General features: G+C 66.0%; 17 protein-coding genes and 1 pseudogene. 16 read left to right on the forward strand and 2 right to left on the reverse strand.

Translation table 11 applies throughout. The annotated features are described in order from the left end of the window. The first annotated feature begins 22 nt into the window (after nt 1–22). Genes KSS94_RS14020 through KSS94_RS14050 form a run of 7 tightly spaced genes read left to right on the forward strand, consistent with a single transcriptional unit; the run spans nt 23 to nt 7514 of the window. A complete protein-coding gene (locus KSS94_RS14020; RefSeq protein ID WP_217838705.1) occupies nt 23–1036 on the forward strand; it encodes a beta-ketoacyl-ACP synthase 3 in 1014 nt (337 codons plus the stop codon). After that, entirely contained in the window at nt 1036–2049 is a 1014-nt protein-coding gene (locus KSS94_RS14025; protein WP_217838706.1) for an NAD-dependent epimerase/dehydratase family protein, read from the forward strand. Before KSS94_RS14020 ends, KSS94_RS14025 begins: the two co-directional genes overlap by 1 nt. Next, complete coding sequence (locus KSS94_RS14030) at nt 2039–2893, forward strand: MBL fold metallo-hydrolase (protein ID WP_217838707.1); 855 nt, start codon at nt 2039–2041, stop codon at nt 2891–2893. Before KSS94_RS14025 ends, KSS94_RS14030 begins: the two co-directional genes overlap by 11 nt. Then, a complete protein-coding gene (locus KSS94_RS14035; RefSeq protein WP_217838708.1) occupies nt 2883–4241 on the forward strand; it encodes a F390 synthetase-related protein in 1359 nt (452 codons plus the stop codon). Before KSS94_RS14030 ends, KSS94_RS14035 begins: the two co-directional genes overlap by 11 nt. After that, nucleotides 4229–5383: an ATP-grasp domain-containing protein gene (locus tag KSS94_RS14040; RefSeq protein ID WP_217838709.1), complete on the forward strand. Its 1155-nt coding sequence runs from the start codon at nt 4229–4231 to the stop codon at nt 5381–5383. Before KSS94_RS14035 ends, KSS94_RS14040 begins: the two co-directional genes overlap by 13 nt. Beyond that, nucleotides 5380–6519 (forward strand): hypothetical protein, encoded by a 1140-nt coding sequence (locus tag KSS94_RS14045; protein ID WP_217838710.1) that lies wholly within the window; start codon nt 5380–5382, stop codon nt 6517–6519. Before KSS94_RS14040 ends, KSS94_RS14045 begins: the two co-directional genes overlap by 4 nt. Continuing rightward, nucleotides 6516–7514 carry a Rieske 2Fe-2S domain-containing protein gene (locus tag KSS94_RS14050; protein WP_217838711.1) on the forward strand — a complete coding sequence of 333 codons (999 nt, stop codon included), beginning with the start codon at nt 6516–6518 and terminating at the stop codon, nt 7512–7514. The genes KSS94_RS14045 and KSS94_RS14050 overlap by 4 nt, the downstream gene beginning before the upstream one ends. 100 nt (nt 7515–7614) lie before the next feature. Here KSS94_RS14050 and KSS94_RS14055 read toward each other — a convergent pair whose 3' ends face one another. Together KSS94_RS14055 and KSS94_RS14060 are read right to left on the reverse strand one after the other, a co-directional pair. Continuing rightward, nucleotides 7615–8013 carry a DUF1294 domain-containing protein gene (locus KSS94_RS14055; RefSeq protein ID WP_217843597.1) on the reverse strand — a complete coding sequence of 133 codons (399 nt, stop codon included), beginning with the start codon at nt 8011–8013 and terminating at the stop codon, nt 7615–7617. Continuing rightward, nucleotides 8013–8843: an undecaprenyl-diphosphate phosphatase gene (locus KSS94_RS14060; RefSeq protein ID WP_217838712.1), complete on the reverse strand. Its 831-nt coding sequence runs from the start codon at nt 8841–8843 to the stop codon at nt 8013–8015. Before KSS94_RS14060 ends, KSS94_RS14055 begins: the two co-directional genes overlap by 1 nt. A gap of 389 nt (nt 8844–9232) precedes the next feature. Between KSS94_RS14060 and KSS94_RS27585 the strand changes: the two are divergent. From KSS94_RS27585 to fapE, 9 genes and pseudogenes are all read left to right on the forward strand, one after another. Next, nucleotides 9233–9904, forward strand: a pseudogene (locus tag KSS94_RS27585) (cache domain-containing protein); the annotation flags it as partial. Between the two features lie 138 nt (nt 9905–10042). Continuing rightward, the gene (locus KSS94_RS27590) at nt 10043–10777 is read left to right on the forward strand and encodes a methyl-accepting chemotaxis protein (RefSeq protein WP_437180013.1); all 735 of its coding nucleotides are present in this window, start codon (nt 10043–10045) and stop codon (nt 10775–10777) included. Between the two features lie 181 nt (nt 10778–10958). After that, nucleotides 10959–11525 (forward strand): nicotinamide riboside transporter PnuC, encoded by a 567-nt coding sequence (gene pnuC, locus KSS94_RS14070; RefSeq protein ID WP_217838714.1) that lies wholly within the window; start codon nt 10959–10961, stop codon nt 11523–11525. Next, nucleotides 11522–12073 (forward strand): AAA family ATPase, encoded by a 552-nt coding sequence (locus KSS94_RS14075; RefSeq protein ID WP_217838715.1) that lies wholly within the window; start codon nt 11522–11524, stop codon nt 12071–12073. The genes pnuC and KSS94_RS14075 overlap by 4 nt, the downstream gene beginning before the upstream one ends. A gap of 288 nt (nt 12074–12361) precedes the next feature. Next, on the forward strand, nt 12362–12814 hold the full coding sequence (fapA, locus tag KSS94_RS14080) for a functional amyloid chaperone FapA (RefSeq protein WP_217838716.1): 453 nt from the start codon (nt 12362–12364) through the stop codon (nt 12812–12814). Between the two features lies 1 nt (nt 12815). Further along, nucleotides 12816–13385 (forward strand): fibril amyloid subunit FapB, encoded by a 570-nt coding sequence (gene fapB / locus KSS94_RS14085; RefSeq protein ID WP_217838717.1) that lies wholly within the window; start codon nt 12816–12818, stop codon nt 13383–13385. A 51-nt stretch (nt 13386–13436) separates the two neighbouring features. After that, the gene (gene fapC / locus KSS94_RS14090; RefSeq protein WP_217838718.1) at nt 13437–14660 is read left to right on the forward strand and encodes an amyloid-like fimbrin subunit FapC; all 1224 of its coding nucleotides are present in this window, start codon (nt 13437–13439) and stop codon (nt 14658–14660) included. A 114-nt stretch (nt 14661–14774) separates the two neighbouring features. After that, a complete protein-coding gene (gene fapD, locus KSS94_RS14095; RefSeq protein WP_217838719.1) occupies nt 14775–15464 on the forward strand; it encodes a fibril amyloid maturation endopeptidase FapD in 690 nt (229 codons plus the stop codon). Nucleotides 15465–15497: 33 nt separating this feature from the next. Then, on the forward strand, nt 15498–16238 hold the full coding sequence (gene fapE / locus KSS94_RS14100; RefSeq protein WP_217838720.1) for a fibril amyloid subunit FapE: 741 nt from the start codon (nt 15498–15500) through the stop codon (nt 16236–16238). Nucleotides 16239–16253 lie beyond the last annotated feature (15 nt).

Here is a 16253-nt window from a genome sequence, read left to right on the forward strand (position 1 = left end):
TTGCATCACTGACGGATCATTCATGCACCCTCGCGCGTCATCCCCCCGCCCTGCCCGTTCGCTGGCTATCCTCGGCACCGGCCACAGCCTGCCGCAACAGGTGCTGACCAGCGCCGAGTTGGACCACAGGCTGGGCCTGGCGCCAGGCAGCGTCGAACGTATTAGCGGGGTGCAACAGCGGCATGTCGCAGGCCACGAAGACAACGCCGCAACCCTCGGTGCCCAGGCGGCGCACAAGGCCTTGCAAGCTGCGGGCGTGGCGCTGCAGCAGTTGGACCTGATTGTCTGCGCCAACGGCACCCAGGACCAGGGCATGCCGTGCAACGCGGCCCTGCTGCAGCGCGAGCTGGGCCTGGGGCAGTCCGGCATCCCGGCCATGGACATCAATGCCAGTTGCCTGGGCTTCATCGCAGCGCTGGACACCCTGTCCTGGGCGATCCAGGCCGGGCAGTACCGCCGTGTGCTGGTGGTATGCGCCGATATCGCCTCGTGCGGGCTCAACTGGCAGCAGGTCGAGGTCAGCGGCATTTTCGGCGACGGCGCGGCAGCCGCGGTGCTCGGCCCGGGCGGCGGCAGAATCCTCGCCTCACGGCTCAGAACCTACGCCGAGGGCGCCGAGCTGTGCCAGATCCCGGCCGGCGGCTCGCGCTATCACCCCCGGCGTATCGACCAGCCCTTCGCCCCGCTGACCAGCTTCGCCATGCACGGCAAGGGCGTGTTCCGCCTGGCCGCCAAATACCTGCCCGCGCTGCTCGACGACTTGCTCGCCCAAGCCGGGCTGAGCCTGGCCGAGATCGATTGGGTAATCCCGCACCAGGCCAGCCAGCAGGCCATGGCCCATGCCGCCAGGCGCCTGAGCATGAGCCCCGGCAAGGTCATCGACATCTTCGCCCGCCACGCCAACCAGGTGGCGGCGTCGCTGCCCACGGCCCTGGATATTGCCGTGCGCGACGGGCGCATCCAGCGCGGGCAGCGGCTGTTGATGATCGGCACCGGCGCCGGCCTGTCCCTCGGCGGCATGGTGCTGGAGTTCTGATGAAGATCCTGGTCACCGGCGGTACCGGGTTCATCGGCCGGCATCTGGTCTGGCACCTGGCAGCACAGGGCTGCCAGGTGCTGTTCAGCGGGCGCAACGCCACGGCTGCCGCCGAGGTCATTGCGCATAGCCCGGCACCTGTACAGTGGCTGGCCCTGGCGCATGGCAGCGCGCAGGCCGCCGAGCGCCTTGCCGAAGCCAGCCAGGGCTGTGCGGCCATCGTGCATTGCGCAGCGCTGTCGTCGCCCTGGGGCGCGCCGCAGGCGTTCCGCCAGGCCAACCTCGACGCCACCGCCGAGGTGATTCACGCCTGCAAGGCCAATGCCGTGCCCCGGCTGGTGCACTTGTCGACGCCCAGCCTGTACTTCGACTTCACCGACCGCCTAGGCATCCGCGAAGACCAGCCGCTGCCCGCCCCGGTCAATGAATACGCGCGCACCAAGGCCCAGGCCGAAACGCTGCTGGCCGAGGCGCAACTGCCCAAATGCGTGATCCTGCGCCCCCGCGCAGTCTTTGGCCCGTGGGACCAGACCCTGATGCCGCGCCTGCTGCGGGTAATGCGCCGTGGCGCGATACCGCTGATGCGCGGCGGCCAGGCGCAACTGGACCTGACCTGCGTGGAAAACCTGGTGCACGCAGTATGGCTGGCGCTGACCCGCCCGCTGCCGCGCCCTCTGTGCGTGTACAACCTGAGCAACGCCACGCCCATGGCCTTCGCCGACCTGCTGCAGCAACTGGCCACGCAGTTGCACTTGCCGCTGCGCACCCGCCGACTGCCCTGGCGCCTGGTGCATGGCGTGGCGCACCTGCTGGAGCTCAAGGCCCGCCTGGGCAACGGCGCAGAACCCCTGATCACCCGCTACGGCGCCGGGGTGCTGGCCTTCAGCCAAACCCTGGACACCCGCGCCATCTGCCGCGAGCTGGGTTATGCCCCGGTCATCAGCCAGGCCGAAGGCATTGCCCGATATGCACAGTGGTGGCTGGCCCGCCAGGAGACACCCGATGAGCCGTAGCGTGCAACTGCACATTTTACGTGCCGGTTGGTGCCGGCACCTGGAGTGCATGGCCGACCGTGGCGGGCGCCTGGCAACGGTAGAGTTCCCGGCCCTGTGCGGGCTAGTCCGCCACCCCGAGCATGGCTGGATCCTCTACGACACCGGCTATGCCGAGCACTTTTTCCACGCCACCCGCCAGCTACCCGAGCGCCTGTACCGCAGCGCCGTACCGGTGCAGTTGCCGGCTGCCGAGCAACTGACAGCGCAGTTGCACAGCTTGGGCATCCGCCCGGCGGATATCCGCTATGTGATCATTTCGCACTTTCATGCCGACCACATCGCCGGCCTGCGCACCTTCAGCCAGGCGCGCTTCATTGCCCTGCAGGCCGACTGCCAACACCTCGAGCAACTGCGTACCCAGCGCTGGCGGGCGACCCTGGGCGGGCATCTGCCGGCCTTGCTGCCGGACGATTTCACCGCGCGCCTGCAACTGGCCGACGCCAGCCCGCGCTGCGACCTGCCGCGCTGGATGGCACCGTTCGAGCACGGCCTGGACCTGTTCGGCGATGCCAGCCTGATCGGCGTGCCGCTGCCGGGGCACAGCGCCGGCCAGTTGGGGCTGTTCATCCCCGATGCCCAGGGCCGGCCGGCGTTTCTGGTGGCCGATGCCTGCTGGTCGGCGCCAGCCTGCCGCGCCGGGCGCCTGCCGGCGGCAGCGGCGCTGTGGTTTGCTAGCGCCGATCGCCGCCAGTATCAACAGACCTTTGCTGGAGTCGGCGAACTGCTGCGCCGGGAGCCCGCCGTTGCGGTGCTGCCTTCCCATTGCACCCAGGCCTGGGAGGCGTTCAGTCGTGAACAGTGAGCGTTTGATCGGCACCCTGCGCAGCATCGGCGCGTTCTTGTTCAGCCGCTATGCCCTGCGCTTTAGCAGCCGGCAGCGGCTGGAGGCCTGGCAGGCCCGGCGCCTGGCGCACTTCATGGCGCAGGTGCTGCCCCGTGGCCAGCGCTTCAAAAGTGCACAGCCTGCGCACTTGCAGCGCTTGCCGTTTATGGACAAGCAGACGCTGATGGGTGACTTCGCCGGGTTCAACACCCGCGGGCTGAGCCTTGAGCAGGTATTGCCGATTGCCCTCAAGGCAGAACACTCGCGGGATTTCAGCCCGACCTTGGGCGATATCACCGTGGGGTTGTCCAGCGGCACCTCGGGCGCGCAAGGGGTGTTTCTGGTCAGCAGCGAAGAACGCCAGCGCTGGGCCGGCATCCTATTGGCCCGCACCCTGCCCCGGGCCTTGCTGCCAAGGCTGGTGTGCCCATGGCTGGCGCCGCTGCGCATCGCCTTTTATCTGCGCGCCAACAGCCGCCTGTACACCACCCTGGCCAGCCGGCGCATCGACTTCGCCTTCCACGACCTCACACTAGGCCTGGCGGCATCACTCGAAAGCCTTGAACGGCAACGCCCGGACGTGCTGGTGGCACCGGCCACCGTGTTGCGCGGGCTGGCCGAGGCCGCGCTGGCGGGGCAACTGAGCATTCGCCCGCTGCACATCCTGTCGGTGGCCGAGGTGCTGGAAAGTACCGACGCCGAACGGGTGCAAGCGGCTTTCGGGCGCCGGCCGCAGCAGATCTACCAGGCCAGCGAGGGCTTTCTCGGCTACACCTGCAAGGCTGGCACCCTGCACCTGAACGAAAGCCACCTGCATATCGAGCCGCAGTGGCTGGATGCCGGGCGCACGCGCTTTCAGCCGATCATCACCGACTTTTCCCGGCGCACCCAGTTGATCGTGCGCTACCGCCTCAATGACATTCTGCGGGTGGCCGAAACACCCTGCCCCTGTGGCAGCGCCGAGCGGGCGATAGCAGCAGTCGAGGGGCGCGCCGACGAGGTGCTGTGGTTGCCGCGCCTGCACTGCCAGGAACTGGCGCCGCTGTACCCCGACGTGCTGCGCCGCGCCCTGTTGCTGCTGGGGCCGACGCTCGAGGAGTACCAGGTGCGCCAGCAAGGCCTGCACTGGCAGGTCGACCTGCGCACCCGCGACGCCCCCGAAAACCTGGCCCGGCGTGTGAGCGCTGCGCTGAACGAACTGTGCCATGAGCTGCAACTGCAGGCGCCACGCCTGAGTTTTGGCCGCTGGCAGGCGCCGCCGCCGCAAAGCAAACGCCGCCGCCTGCTGATGCTGCAACTGCCCGAAGGAATGCCATGCGTGTATTGATTCTCGGCGCCCGCGCCCCAGCCTGCCTGGAGTGGGCTCGCGCCTTTGCCGAGGCCGGCTGGGCGGTGACTGTCGCCGATTCGCTGGGCCAGCCGTTGAGCCGCTACAGCCGGGCAGCCGAGCGCTTCGTGCGCCTGCCCGAGCCCCGCCACAACCCCGATGCCTGGATCGACGCCCTGGCCCAGGTCATTCACCAGCAGCGCATCGACCTGCTGCTACCCACCTGTGAAGAGGTGTTCTACCTGGCCCACGGCCTGGAGCGCCTGCGCCCGCTTTGCCAGGTATTCACCAGCGATTTCGCGCTGCTGCACCGGCTGCACCACAAGGGCGATTTCGCCGCCATGACCCAGGGCTGGGCCGTGGCCGCACCGCCGACACACGTGCTGCATGACCTCGGCGCCTTGCAGGCACGGGCCGGCGAGCATGATGCCCTGGTATTCAAGCCGGCCTATTCGCGCTTTGCCTCGCAGGCCCTGGTACGGCCAAGCCCCGCGCTACTGGCCAAGGTTCGCCCCAGTACCGCAGCGCCGTGGGTGGCGCAACGCTTCGTCGCTGGGCAGGAATACTGCAGCTTCAGCGTGCTGGTGGCCGGCCAACTGCGTGCCCATGCCAGCTACCGGCCGCGCTACCGGGTCGGGCGCGGCTCGGGTATCTACTTCGACAGCTGCGCACCCGCGCCGGTGCGCGCTTTCGTCGAGCAGTTCGGCACCGCCACCGGCTACACCGGCCAGGTGGGTTTCGATTTCATCGAAGACGCCCAGGGTCGCTTCCATGTACTCGAATGCAACCCCAGGGCTACCAGCGGCGTGCACCTGTTCGACGACCAGCGCAGGCAACTGGTGGCCGCATTGAGCGACGAGGGGGCCGGCGTACTGCAGGCCAGCCTGCAACCGCGCATGATCGCCCTGGCCATGTGGCTGCTGGCCGCGCCGCAACGGGCCCTGCAAGCAGGCTTTTGGCGCGACTATCGCGCAGCCGGGGATGTGATCGTGCAGGGCGGCGACCGAGGGCCGCTGTTTGCCCAGGTGCTGAGCCTGACCGAGATCATCGCCCGCGCGGCGACCCGCCGCTGCGGCTTGCTGGCAGCCTCCACCGCCGACATTGAATGGAACGGCCAACCGCTGCAGGGGCCGCACCCATGAAGCTGCTGATGCCCGAGGAACTGGCCGGCCAGGCACCCCTGCCAGGCGACAGCCTGGCCCGGCATTACGTCTGCAGCTGTGCCGGCGGTGCGCTGATCGGCAATGTCTGCACCGCACTGGCCCTGCTCGATATCGGTGAACACCAGTTCCCGGTCAGCATCAACCAGGGCACCGAGCCTGCCGGCAATTGCTACGTGGTGTCGCCGCAGACCGCCTACAGCGGCTACGCCCGCGAAGAGCTGCAACGCCTGCGTCGCCCCTGGCTGGCCTGGCCGCTGAAGTGCCTGACCCTGGCCATCGACCGCCTGCTCGGCGCTGCCAAGGTCGACCGCCTGGTGCAGGTGAACAACTGGCTGCTGTCTACCAACCTGTACCCGGCCGACTGGGCCGGTGCTGAGCTTGCGCAGATCACCGGGCTGCTGCGCAGCCGCTTCCCCGACCATGGCCTGGCGTTCCGTTCGCTCAACGACTTCAGCAATGCCGCCCTGCGCCAACGCCTGCAAGCCTTGGGTTACCTGGCCATCCCCAGCCGCCAGGTGTACCTGTTCGACGCACGCCTTGGTGAGCAGTCGGCTTTTCTGCGCCGCCACAACACCTGCATGGATGCCACCCTGCTGCGCCGCAGCCCCTATGGCGTGGTACCCGGCGAGGCGCTGGCCGAGGCCGATTTTCAGCGTATCGAGCAGCTTTACAACCTGCTTTACCTCGACAAGTACAGCACCCTCAACCCGCATTACAGCGCCGCCTGGCTGCAACGCGGGCACCGCGAGGGCTGGTTGCAGCTGCGCGCCCTGCGCAACGCCGAGGGCCGCATCGACGGGGCGCTGGGTTGGTTCGCCAACGACACGCTGCTGAGCGCGCCGATCGTTGGCTACGACACCGCCCTGCCCCAACGCATTGGCCTGTACCGCCAGTTGACCCGGCTGTGCCTGCAAGAGGCAGTGGAGCGCCGCCAGGTGCTCAACTTCAGCTCCGGCGCCGCAGCCTTCAAGCGCCTGCGCGGTGGCCAGCCGCAGATCGAGTACAGCATGGTGTACGTGGCGCACCTGCCCCTGGGCCGGCGCCTGGTCTGGCAGGTACTGGCCAGCTTGCTGCAACGCATCGGCGTGCCTTTGATGAGGAAACTCAAACTGTGAAAACCCCTGCCGGCTGGTGGCCGGTCGCCTTGAGCCACACCCTGCACCACAAGCCTTTGGCCTGCACCCTGCACGGTGAGCCACTGGTGGTGTTCCGCGGTGGCGCGGGCACGCCTGCCGTGCTGCCCGACCGCTGCCCGCATCGACATGCGGCGTTGAGCGCGGGCAAGGTGCGTGATGGGCAGATTCAGTGCCCCTACCATGGCTGGCGCTTCGATGCTCAGGGCCGTTGCACCCAGCTGCCCGGCCGTCTGCAACAACACTGCAGCCAGCCGCTGTTGCAGGCGCTGCACAGCTGCGAAGCCCACGGGCTGGTGTGGGCCAGCCTTGACGCCGAGCCGCCGCAGGCGCCACCGGCGGCGCCCGCCGGGCAAACCCAGGCACTGGATGTGTTCTGGATGAGCGACCGGGTCCGTTGCACCTTGCAGGATGCGGCGGAGAACTTCCTCGACGGGTTTCACACCCCTTTCGTGCACGCCGGGTGGATACGCCAGGACCGCAAGCGCCAGCAGATTCGTGCCTGGGTGCATGCGCTGGAGGATGGCGTCGAGGCGCAGTACAGCGAAGAGCGCACGCAGTCGGGGTTGATCTCGCGGTTGTTCGAGGGTGAGCGGAGTTTGAGCATGGGGCGCTTTCGCGTGCCGGGGCTGGCCGAGATCGAGTACCGCGATCGCCAGGGCGGGCTCAACCTGCTGGTCAGTGCCTGGCTGGTGCCGGCAGGCGCTGGTGAGCTGCGCTTGTTCGCACGCATTGCCACAGCCCGTGGGCGCTTGCCGGGGTGGCTCAAGCGTGGGGTATTGCAGCCGATGTTCGCGGTGATTCTCAGGCAGGATCGGCGGATTCTCGAGAATGTCAGTGCCAACCGGGGGCGCTTCGCCCTGCTGCCAACGCCGCTGGACAGCCCCCAGGACTTGCTGGCACCGTGGATTCGGCAGTTGCTGGCGCATGGGGAACTGAGGGGGTTCGAGGAGCGGCGGGAGACGTTTTTGCTGTGAGGCGGGCGTGATTGCTGGTTTTTGAGCGCGTGAGGACTGCCAGGTGTTCGCCGATAGTCCTGACGCGGATTGCCTCGAAAGGAATGCCCGCAAGCCCCTCTCAAAACCCACTCAAATGCAGAAACAGCCGATCAGCCCAGAACACCTGGTGCACCAGCACAATCCCCCAGAACACCAGCTGATACGACAACTTGCGGGTCTTGTGCCGAAACAGCTGCTGGGCCAGCAAAGCCCCCGGCCAGCCCCCCAGCAGCTCGCTGGCATGCAGCACCTTCTCTGGGGTACGCCAGCCTTGCCCGCGGGCCTGCTGCTTGTCCTGCCAATACAGCATCACACTGACCAGGCTCACCAGCGGGTACAACGCCAACGCCAGCCAGGACTGCCCGTTCAGGCCCATCTGCAATCCACCCAGAAGCGGCAGCAAGCACAGCGCCACCAGCACCAGCAGCTTCAGGCGTACATGGCGCACACCTGGCTCGACCGCTTGCGCCCGGGCCATCAGGCGTGCGCCGTCGACCAGTCGACCCAACCGAACTCCCAGGTGGCCAGTATCAGCAGGCCAAAGGCGATGCGGTACCAGGCGAACACTGCATAGCTGTGGTTAGCAATGAACTTGAGCAAGGCGCGCACGGCGATCATGGCGAAGATGAACGACACCACGAAGCCCAGGGCGAACACCGGCAGGTCACCCGGCTGGAACAGGTCACGGTACTTGTAGCCCGAATAGACCGCCGCACCGACCATGGTCGGCATGGCCAGAAAGAACGAAAACTCGGTGGCCGCCTTGCGTGACAGGCCGAACAGCAGGCCGCCAATAATGGTCGAGCCCGAGCGCGATGTACCCGGAATCATCGCCAGGCACTGCACGAAACCGATTTTCAGCGCGTGGTGCCAGCTCATCTGGTCGACGTGGTCGACCTCCACCCGGTGCTGGCGGCGTTCGGCCCACAGCATGATCACCCCGCCCACCACCAGCGCCGCAGCCACGGTGATCGGGTTGAACAGGTATTCGTGGATCAGGTCGGCGAACAACACCCCCAGCACCACCGCCGGCAGGAAGGCGATCAGCAGGTTGGCAGTGAAACGCCGGGCCGGCGCCTGGGTCGGCAGGCCAATGACCACATCGAGGATCTTGCGGCGAAACTCCCACACCACCGCAAGGATGGCGCCCAGTTGGATGATGATGTTGAACGCCATGGCGCGTTCACCACCGAAACCGATCAGGTCGGCGACGATGATCTGGTGCCCGGTACTTGAAATCGGCAAAAACTCCGTCAGGCCTTCGACCACACCCAGGATGATTGCCTGCAAGGCACTCCAAAAATCCATCATTCCCCCATGGAGGCGCAGCCGGTGGCTGGCCTCTCTGTTTTGATTTGCAAATGTATACCGCACGCGGCGACGCCGTTTTACAGCGACCCTTGGGTGCAATGCCAGCGGAAAAGTTCAGTGCGTTAAAGGTTTCATCTGGCGCGGCCGAGATCCTATCAGAGGGACCGTTACGACACCTGTGTTACCTGCAACATCACATGTCATATACGCCAGATTAGCCGTTGGTCGAGTGGGGGGCAGCGGCAAAGCGTGCTTGGATGCCTTCGATAAAAAGAACAACACCGGAGTAACGCATCATGAAGACCCTGAGATCGATGTCGATCAGCCGCCGCCTGTGGCTGATCCTGCTGGTCGCCGTGGCCATGCTGGTAGTACTGGGCCTGCTGATGCTGCGCCAGATCCATGGCGACCTGTACCAGGCCAAGGCCGAGAAAACCCGCCACGTGGTGCAGACCGCCGCCGGCGTGCTGGCCTACTACCAGGGCCTGGAAGCTGCCGGCACGCTCAGCCGCGAAGCCGCCCAGCAGCAGGCGCTGCAGGTGGTGCGCGGGCTGCGCTACGAACAGAACGACTATTTCTGGATCAATGACCTGCAGCCGAAGATGGTCATGCACCCCACCAACCCCAAACTCGACGGCCAGGACCTGTCGGCGATCCGCGACCCTGACGGCTTTGCCGTATTCAACGAAATGGTCGCCCTGGCCCGCAGCCAGGGCGCCGGCCCTGTGGACTACCGCTGGCCCAAGCCCGGCGCCAGTGACCCGGTGCCCAAGACTTCATACATTCAGTTGTTCAAGCCCTGGGGCTGGGTGATCGGGTCGGGGGTGTACGTCGACGACGTGCAAGCCGAGTTCGCCCGCCAGTTGCGCGACGCCTCGCTGGTGGGCCTGGGCATCGCCCTGCTGATGGCCCTGGTGGTGATGCTGATCGCGCGCAGTATTGCCCGCCCGCTGCAGGAGGCGGTGCAGGCCATGGGCAACATTGCCAGCGGGGAGAGCGACCTGACCCGGCGCCTGGACACCCACGGCCGCGACGAGATCAGCCACCTGGGCGAGCACTTCAACCGCTTCAACGGCAAGCTGCAGGGTGTGGTCGGCCAGTTGCAGGGCGCCGCCCATGCCCTGGCCGAATCGGCCGGGCATGTGGGTGACAACGCAGGCGCCGCCCAGGCCCGCAGCGCTCAGCAGTCGTTGCAGATGGACCAGGTGGCCACCGCCATCAACGAGGTCACCTACGCGGTGCACGATGTGGCCAAGCATGCCGAGCAGGCCGCAGGCGAAATGCGCAATGCCCAGCAGCAGGTGGACCACGGCCAGCAGGCCATCCATGGCAGCCTGCAACAGATCGACCGGCTGTCGGCGACCATCGAGCAGGCGGTGCAGGTGATTCGCGAGCTGGCCAGCCACAGCACCAAGATCGGTGGCGTGCTGGAGGTGATCCGCGCCATTGCCGAGCAAACCAACCTGTTGGCGCTGAACGCGGCCATCGAGGCAGCTCGGGCCGGTGAACAGGGCCGCGGTTTTGCGGTGGTGGCAGATGAAGTACGCCTGCTGGCCCAGCGCACTGCCCAGTCCACCGCCGAGATCCAGACCATGATCGAGCACTTGCAGGGGCAGTCGGAAGCGGCGGTCAGGGCCATCGACACCAGCAGCGAGGCTTCGCGCCAGACCGTCACCCAAGCCCGCGAGGCCGGTACCAGCCTGGATGCCATCAGCCAGGCACTGAACACCCTGGGTGCGCTCAACGCCTCGATTGCCAGCGCCACGTTGCAGCAGTCCCACGTGGTCGAGGAGATCAACCGCAATGTGACCGAAACCGCCGGCCTGTCCCAGGAAACCGCCGAAGCCGCGCGCCAGTCCAGCGATGCCGGCGCCGCCCTGGCGCGCTTGAGCGACGAGCTGGAGCAACTGCTACGCCAGTTCCGCGTCTGAAGGCCCAGGCCACCTGTAGGAGCCGGCTTGCCGGCGATGGGGCCGGGCCTGTAAACACGGGCTGCCAGCCTCATCGCTGGCAAGCCAGCTCCTCCAGGACCACGCGCCCTGCGCAACCGGCTTGAAGCCGGTCACCCTATGCTTGTAGCATCGCGCCCTTCCCTTTTTTCAAGGATCGCCGATGTCCGGCCTCGAACTCTTCGCCGCCGCGCTCGGCGTCATCGCCGTCTGGCTCACCGTGCGCCAGAACCCCTGGTGCTGGCCGATCGGCCTGGTGATGGTGGTGCTTTACAGCTGGATCTTCTACGAGGTGAAACTGTACTCGGACATGCTGCTGCAACTGGTCTATGCGGTGCTGCAACTGTACGGCTGGTGGCAGTGGACCCGCCCGGACCGGGTCGAGGACGCTCGCCAGGTGTCGAGCCTGGCCCTGGCGCCGCTGCTCAAAGGGCTGGCAGCCGGGCTCGCCGCCAGCGTGCTGCTGGGCGCAGCCATGGCGCATTTCACTGATGCCGCCCAGCCTTGGCTGGACGCCGCGCTGACCGGCTTCAGCCTGGTGGCGCAGCTGTGGATGGCACAAAAGCGCCTGCAATGCTGGGCGCTGTGGGTAGTGGTAGATGTGATCTTCGTTGGCCTGTTCCTGTACAAGGGCCTGTACCTTACCGCCGCGCTGTACGCCCTGTTCACCCTGATTGCCGTGCGTGGCTGGCTGGAGTGGCGCCGCGACCCGGCGCTGGCAGGCGCATGAAGACCCTGGTGCTGTGCGGCCCCGAGTCCAGCGGCAAAAGCTGGCTCAGCGGCGAGATCCAGGCCCATTTCGGCGGCGTGGTGGTGGGTGAATACGTGCGCCACTTCATGGAGCGCGAGCAGCGCGACACCTGCTACGCCGACATCCCAAGCATTGCCCGCGGGCAGTTGCAATGGGAAGACCTGGGACGCCTGCAGGCCCCGCCGCTGCTGATTCTCGACACCCACCTGCTGAGCAACATCCTGTGGAGCCGCGCGCTGTTCGGCGACTGCCCGGCCTGGGTCGAACAGGCCCTCGACGCACGCAGCTACGACCTGCACCTGCTACTGCGCCCCGAGGGCGTGGACTGGGTTGGCGACGGCCTGCGCTGCCAGCCCCGCCTGGAAGAGCGCCAGCAGTTCTTCCTGGACAGCCTGCACTGGCTGCAAACCCGCCAGCGGCCGTTCCAGGTCATCGAAGGCGACTGGCCTCAGCGCAGCGCGGCAGCGCTTGCCGCCGTAGCCCGCCTGCTTGATGGCCAGCTGCCAGCCTGCGCCACCGAGTGTTAACCGGCTGAGACAGCCGCGTTTGACAAAACCCCCATTCCTTGGGGGCTACGCCAGAATTGGGGAAGCTGTCTCAGCCCTGAGACAGGTTTTCACGAACCGTTCACAACCGCCGTATTACGGGGCTTGCAGCCAGGTTTGAGCATAGATCGTCTCAGCGCTGATACACCTGGCCCGCTGCCGCTCCCGCCATGCCACGCAAGCTGTTGATTTACTTAATAAAAACAAAATTGGCACGGCTTCTGCCATGTATCCGGCAACGCTGACGCTGGGCAGCGCCCGGAAGAAGGAATGGCCACCGTGGGAACACTCGACAAAGCCACCCGCTTCACCCAACTGCTGCTGGCAGGTTGCGCCCTGGGTTCGGCCCTGGGCCTGCCCGCCCAAGCTGGCGACGGACGCATCATCGTCCTGCGTGATGTACAGCCACGCATGGCCACCCGCGCCCCGCTGATCCCCGACCCCAACCCGCTTGCCATCAACGCCAACCCCTCGGCAGCCATCGTGCGCCAGACCGGGGAACTGAGCGATGGCGACTTCGCCGGCATCAGCAGCGGCGCCGGGATCAACACGATGGTGCTGCAGCAGACCAACAACCTGGGCGGCAATGTGAACAGCCAGACCCAACTGCCGAACATGGCCAGCGGCCGTGGCAGTGGCAGCGGCGGCAGCATCGCCAACATGGTCAATTCCAGCGTGCAGCGTGGCATGAGCGGGCTGAACGTACTGACGGGGGGCAAATGACATGAAGCCTGTGCTGATCCTCGCCACTGCTTTCGCCCTGCCCGCCTTCGCCCAGCCGCCGGTGGTCAATACCTCCACCATTGACGCCTCCGGTGCCCGCTACCAGGGCGTGCTGTCGGTCAACCAGGCCGCCGGCGACCAGCAACAACAGGCCAATGCCCGGGCCATCGCCCTGGGCCATGACGCCAGCGCCAACACCCAGGTACGCCAGCAAGTGCAAGCCACAGTCGACCCGTCGATGGCCGCCAGGGCAAGCATTCAGGGCAATGCCTTCAGCGGCGGCAACGGCATCCTCGGCGTCAACCAGAGCGCCGGCGCCGCCAACCAGCAAGCCAACGCAGTGCGCCTGAATGTCAGCGCGCAACCGCTAAGTCTCGATGACAGCGTCCTCATGCAGCAGAACGTGACGCTGGTCAACAACTCCGGGGCAACCGACACCTCAACCGGCTATCGCCAGGTCAGCACCAGCGACCAGGCCTTCACCGGTAGCCGTGGGGTGATCCAGTTGAACCAGAGCGCAGGGGTGGGCAACCGAACGGCCAACACCCTGAGCGTGCGGGTCGCCAACTGACCCTGGCAGTCACCAACAACACTTAACCTACACATAGCACGGAGAGTCACCATGAAACCTTCGATGGCAATCAAGCCTCTGGTTTTCGCAATTGCTGCGATCATGGCTGTAGCTGCACAGGCGGGGCAGAACGACCGGCGCGACCGGCATGGCCCCCCCGTCGTTCCGGTAAGTGCAACGGCTAAGGCCACGGATGTGCAAAACAGCACAGGCAACCGCATCCTCAACGAAGGCACCATCAACCGCGCCGAAATGAGCGGCTCGGCCACCGGCGCCAGCGGCAACGTCGGCGTCAACGTGGCGGCCGGTAGCGGCAACCAGCAGGACAACGCCGCCGCCATCGCCAACGCCAGCGCCGCCGACATCGACGGGGCCTTCGTGTTCGGCAGCGCCAATGCCACCTCCACGGTCAAGCAGTACAGCAACGACAACAAGGTCAACAACTACAACACCACCTCGTCGGCCATCATGAGCGGCTCGGGCAATGGTGGTTCAGGCAACATGGGCATCAACGTTGCCGGCGGCGACCTGAACCAGCAGAAAAACACCATGGCCATCGCCAACGCCAGCTCGCCACTGGGTGGCAACTCCACCGCCACTGCCAGCGCCGACCAGAACAGCCCGGGCCTGACGGTCAACAACTACGCCGACCGCAACATGACCGTGCAGACCGTAACCCTGACCGCCACCAAGAGCGGCTCGTCCTCGCTCACCCACAACTCCGAGCTGAGCGTGGACAAGTCGGCCTCGGGCAACTGGAGCAACAGCGGCACTTCGCACTTCGACGCCAGCGGCTCGAAGTCGGGGCAGTCGAACGCCACCGGCAGCGCAACCCTCACCGCCAGTGCTGACGGCTCGCTCAACACCGGGCATGTGGTCACCTTCAACAACGGTAACGGCGACCGCACCCGCAGCGTGAGCACCAGCGATGCGTTCAACGCCTCGCTCAACGGCAGCGTCGAAACCACCAAGGGCCACACCTACGACTCCTCGTTCGAGAAAGCCTACGACTCCAACTACGCCAACTCCGGCGAGAGCGCTTCGGGCTCGAGCAAGGACGTGACCAAGCACTACAGCGAGTCCACTTCCTGGGACCTGAGCAACACCATTTCGTACCAGAAGCTGACGCCTAACGGCTGGTCGAACGTGGTCAACAACACCGCCACCCTGAACAATTCGGTCAGTGGCAGCTCGGGCAACCTGGGCGTGAACGTGGCCTCCGGTGTGGGCAACCAGCAAAGCAACTCGCTGGCCATCTCCAACACCTCGTTCTGACCGTAGTGCAGCAAGGGGCCGCCTGGCGGCCCCCATCGCCGGCAAGGCGGCTTCCGATGCTTTCGGCAGCCGGCTTGCCGGCGATGCCCTGCCGCAACCAGAAGGCGTTAACACATGCGCATTCCTGCACTGGCAATGCTGTTTTGCCTGGCCAGCCTGAGTACCACCAGCGAAGCGGCGCAGATGCCGCTTTCGGTACTTCCGGGTGGCGCGGTGGTGTTCAAGCCGATCCAGAGCGTACGCGAACGCAAGTTCGCCGACCTGGTGCAGCAGAAGACCGATTTCAGCTGTGGCGCCGCCGCGTTGGCGACCATCCTGCGCCAGGCTTACTGGCTGGATGTCAGCGAGCACGACATCATCGAAGGCATGCTGGCCCACGCCGACCAGGACCTGGTGCGGACCCAGGGCTTCTCGATGCTGGACATGAAGCGTTACGTGGAAAGCATCGGCATGCGGGCCCGCGGCTACCGGGTGGCCCCGGAAACCCTGCACGACGTGCGCATTCCGGTGGTGGTGCTGATGGACATCCGCGGCTACAAGCACTTCGTCGTGCTGCAGAAGGTCGACCGTGGCTGGGTGTACATCGGTGACCCGGTGCTGGGCCACAAGCGCTTCAAGGTGGATGACTTCGTCAAAGGCTGGAACGGCATCATCTTCGCCGTCATCGGCCAGGGCTACGACAAGGCCAACGCCCTGCTCGACCCGCCACAACCACTGACCGCCAAGAACCGCATCAACAATTTTGCACCGGTCAAGGATTCCGAACTGATGGACTTCGGCTTCATTCGCAGCGACTTCTTCTAACGACAAGGGGGCATGAGGCTCCGGGAGCATCCCATGAAGACTCCAACCTGGCTGACCCTGATGTGCCTGGCGGTCAGCCTGCCGATCCAGGCACAGACGTTCCAGCCGATCGAGCTCAAAGACCAGGAACTGGCCAACCTGCGCGGACGTTACGTGATGCCCGGGCGCATCGTCAGTTTCGGCATCGTCATGACCAGCACCTGGCAGAACGCCAACGGCGAGGTGATCGGCGCCACTTCGACGATGCAGATCCAGCAATCGACGATCAAGCCGCAGTTCTACGTGACCATGATCAACGAAAAAGGCACCGGCACCTCGACAAACCAGGGGACCGGCACGGTCACCGGCGGTGGCGGCCTGAACAACACCACGGGCGTGACCCAGGTGGTACGCGCTGCCGGCGACAACAACAGCGCCTGGAACAACGTAGGGATCACGGTCAGCAAGGGCGGCAAGGGCGGTGACAGCACGCCACAGGGCGAGGTACTGGCCCCTGGCTCGTCGCTGGTGGCAGCCAACGGCGCGGGCTCCATGAGCGTATCGGCCAGTGGTGGTGGTGTGCAGCTGAACATCGTCGCCGGCAACAACCAGGGCAACACCGTGCAGCGCCTGGCCCAGGGCGGGCTGATGCAGAACACCACGCTGCTGGGTAATGGCAACCAGGTCAGCAACATCACCTCGCTCAACGTGGTGCTGCGCGACAACATACCGTCGGGTGGCGCACTGACCAACAACCTTGACCAGCTCAAGGGTCTACGCACTTTGGGTTACTGATCTACGCTCTGTTGC

The organism is Pseudomonas fakonensis, from assembly GCF_019139895.1.
Lineage (GTDB): Bacteria > Pseudomonadota > Gammaproteobacteria > Pseudomonadales > Pseudomonadaceae > Aquipseudomonas > Aquipseudomonas fakonensis.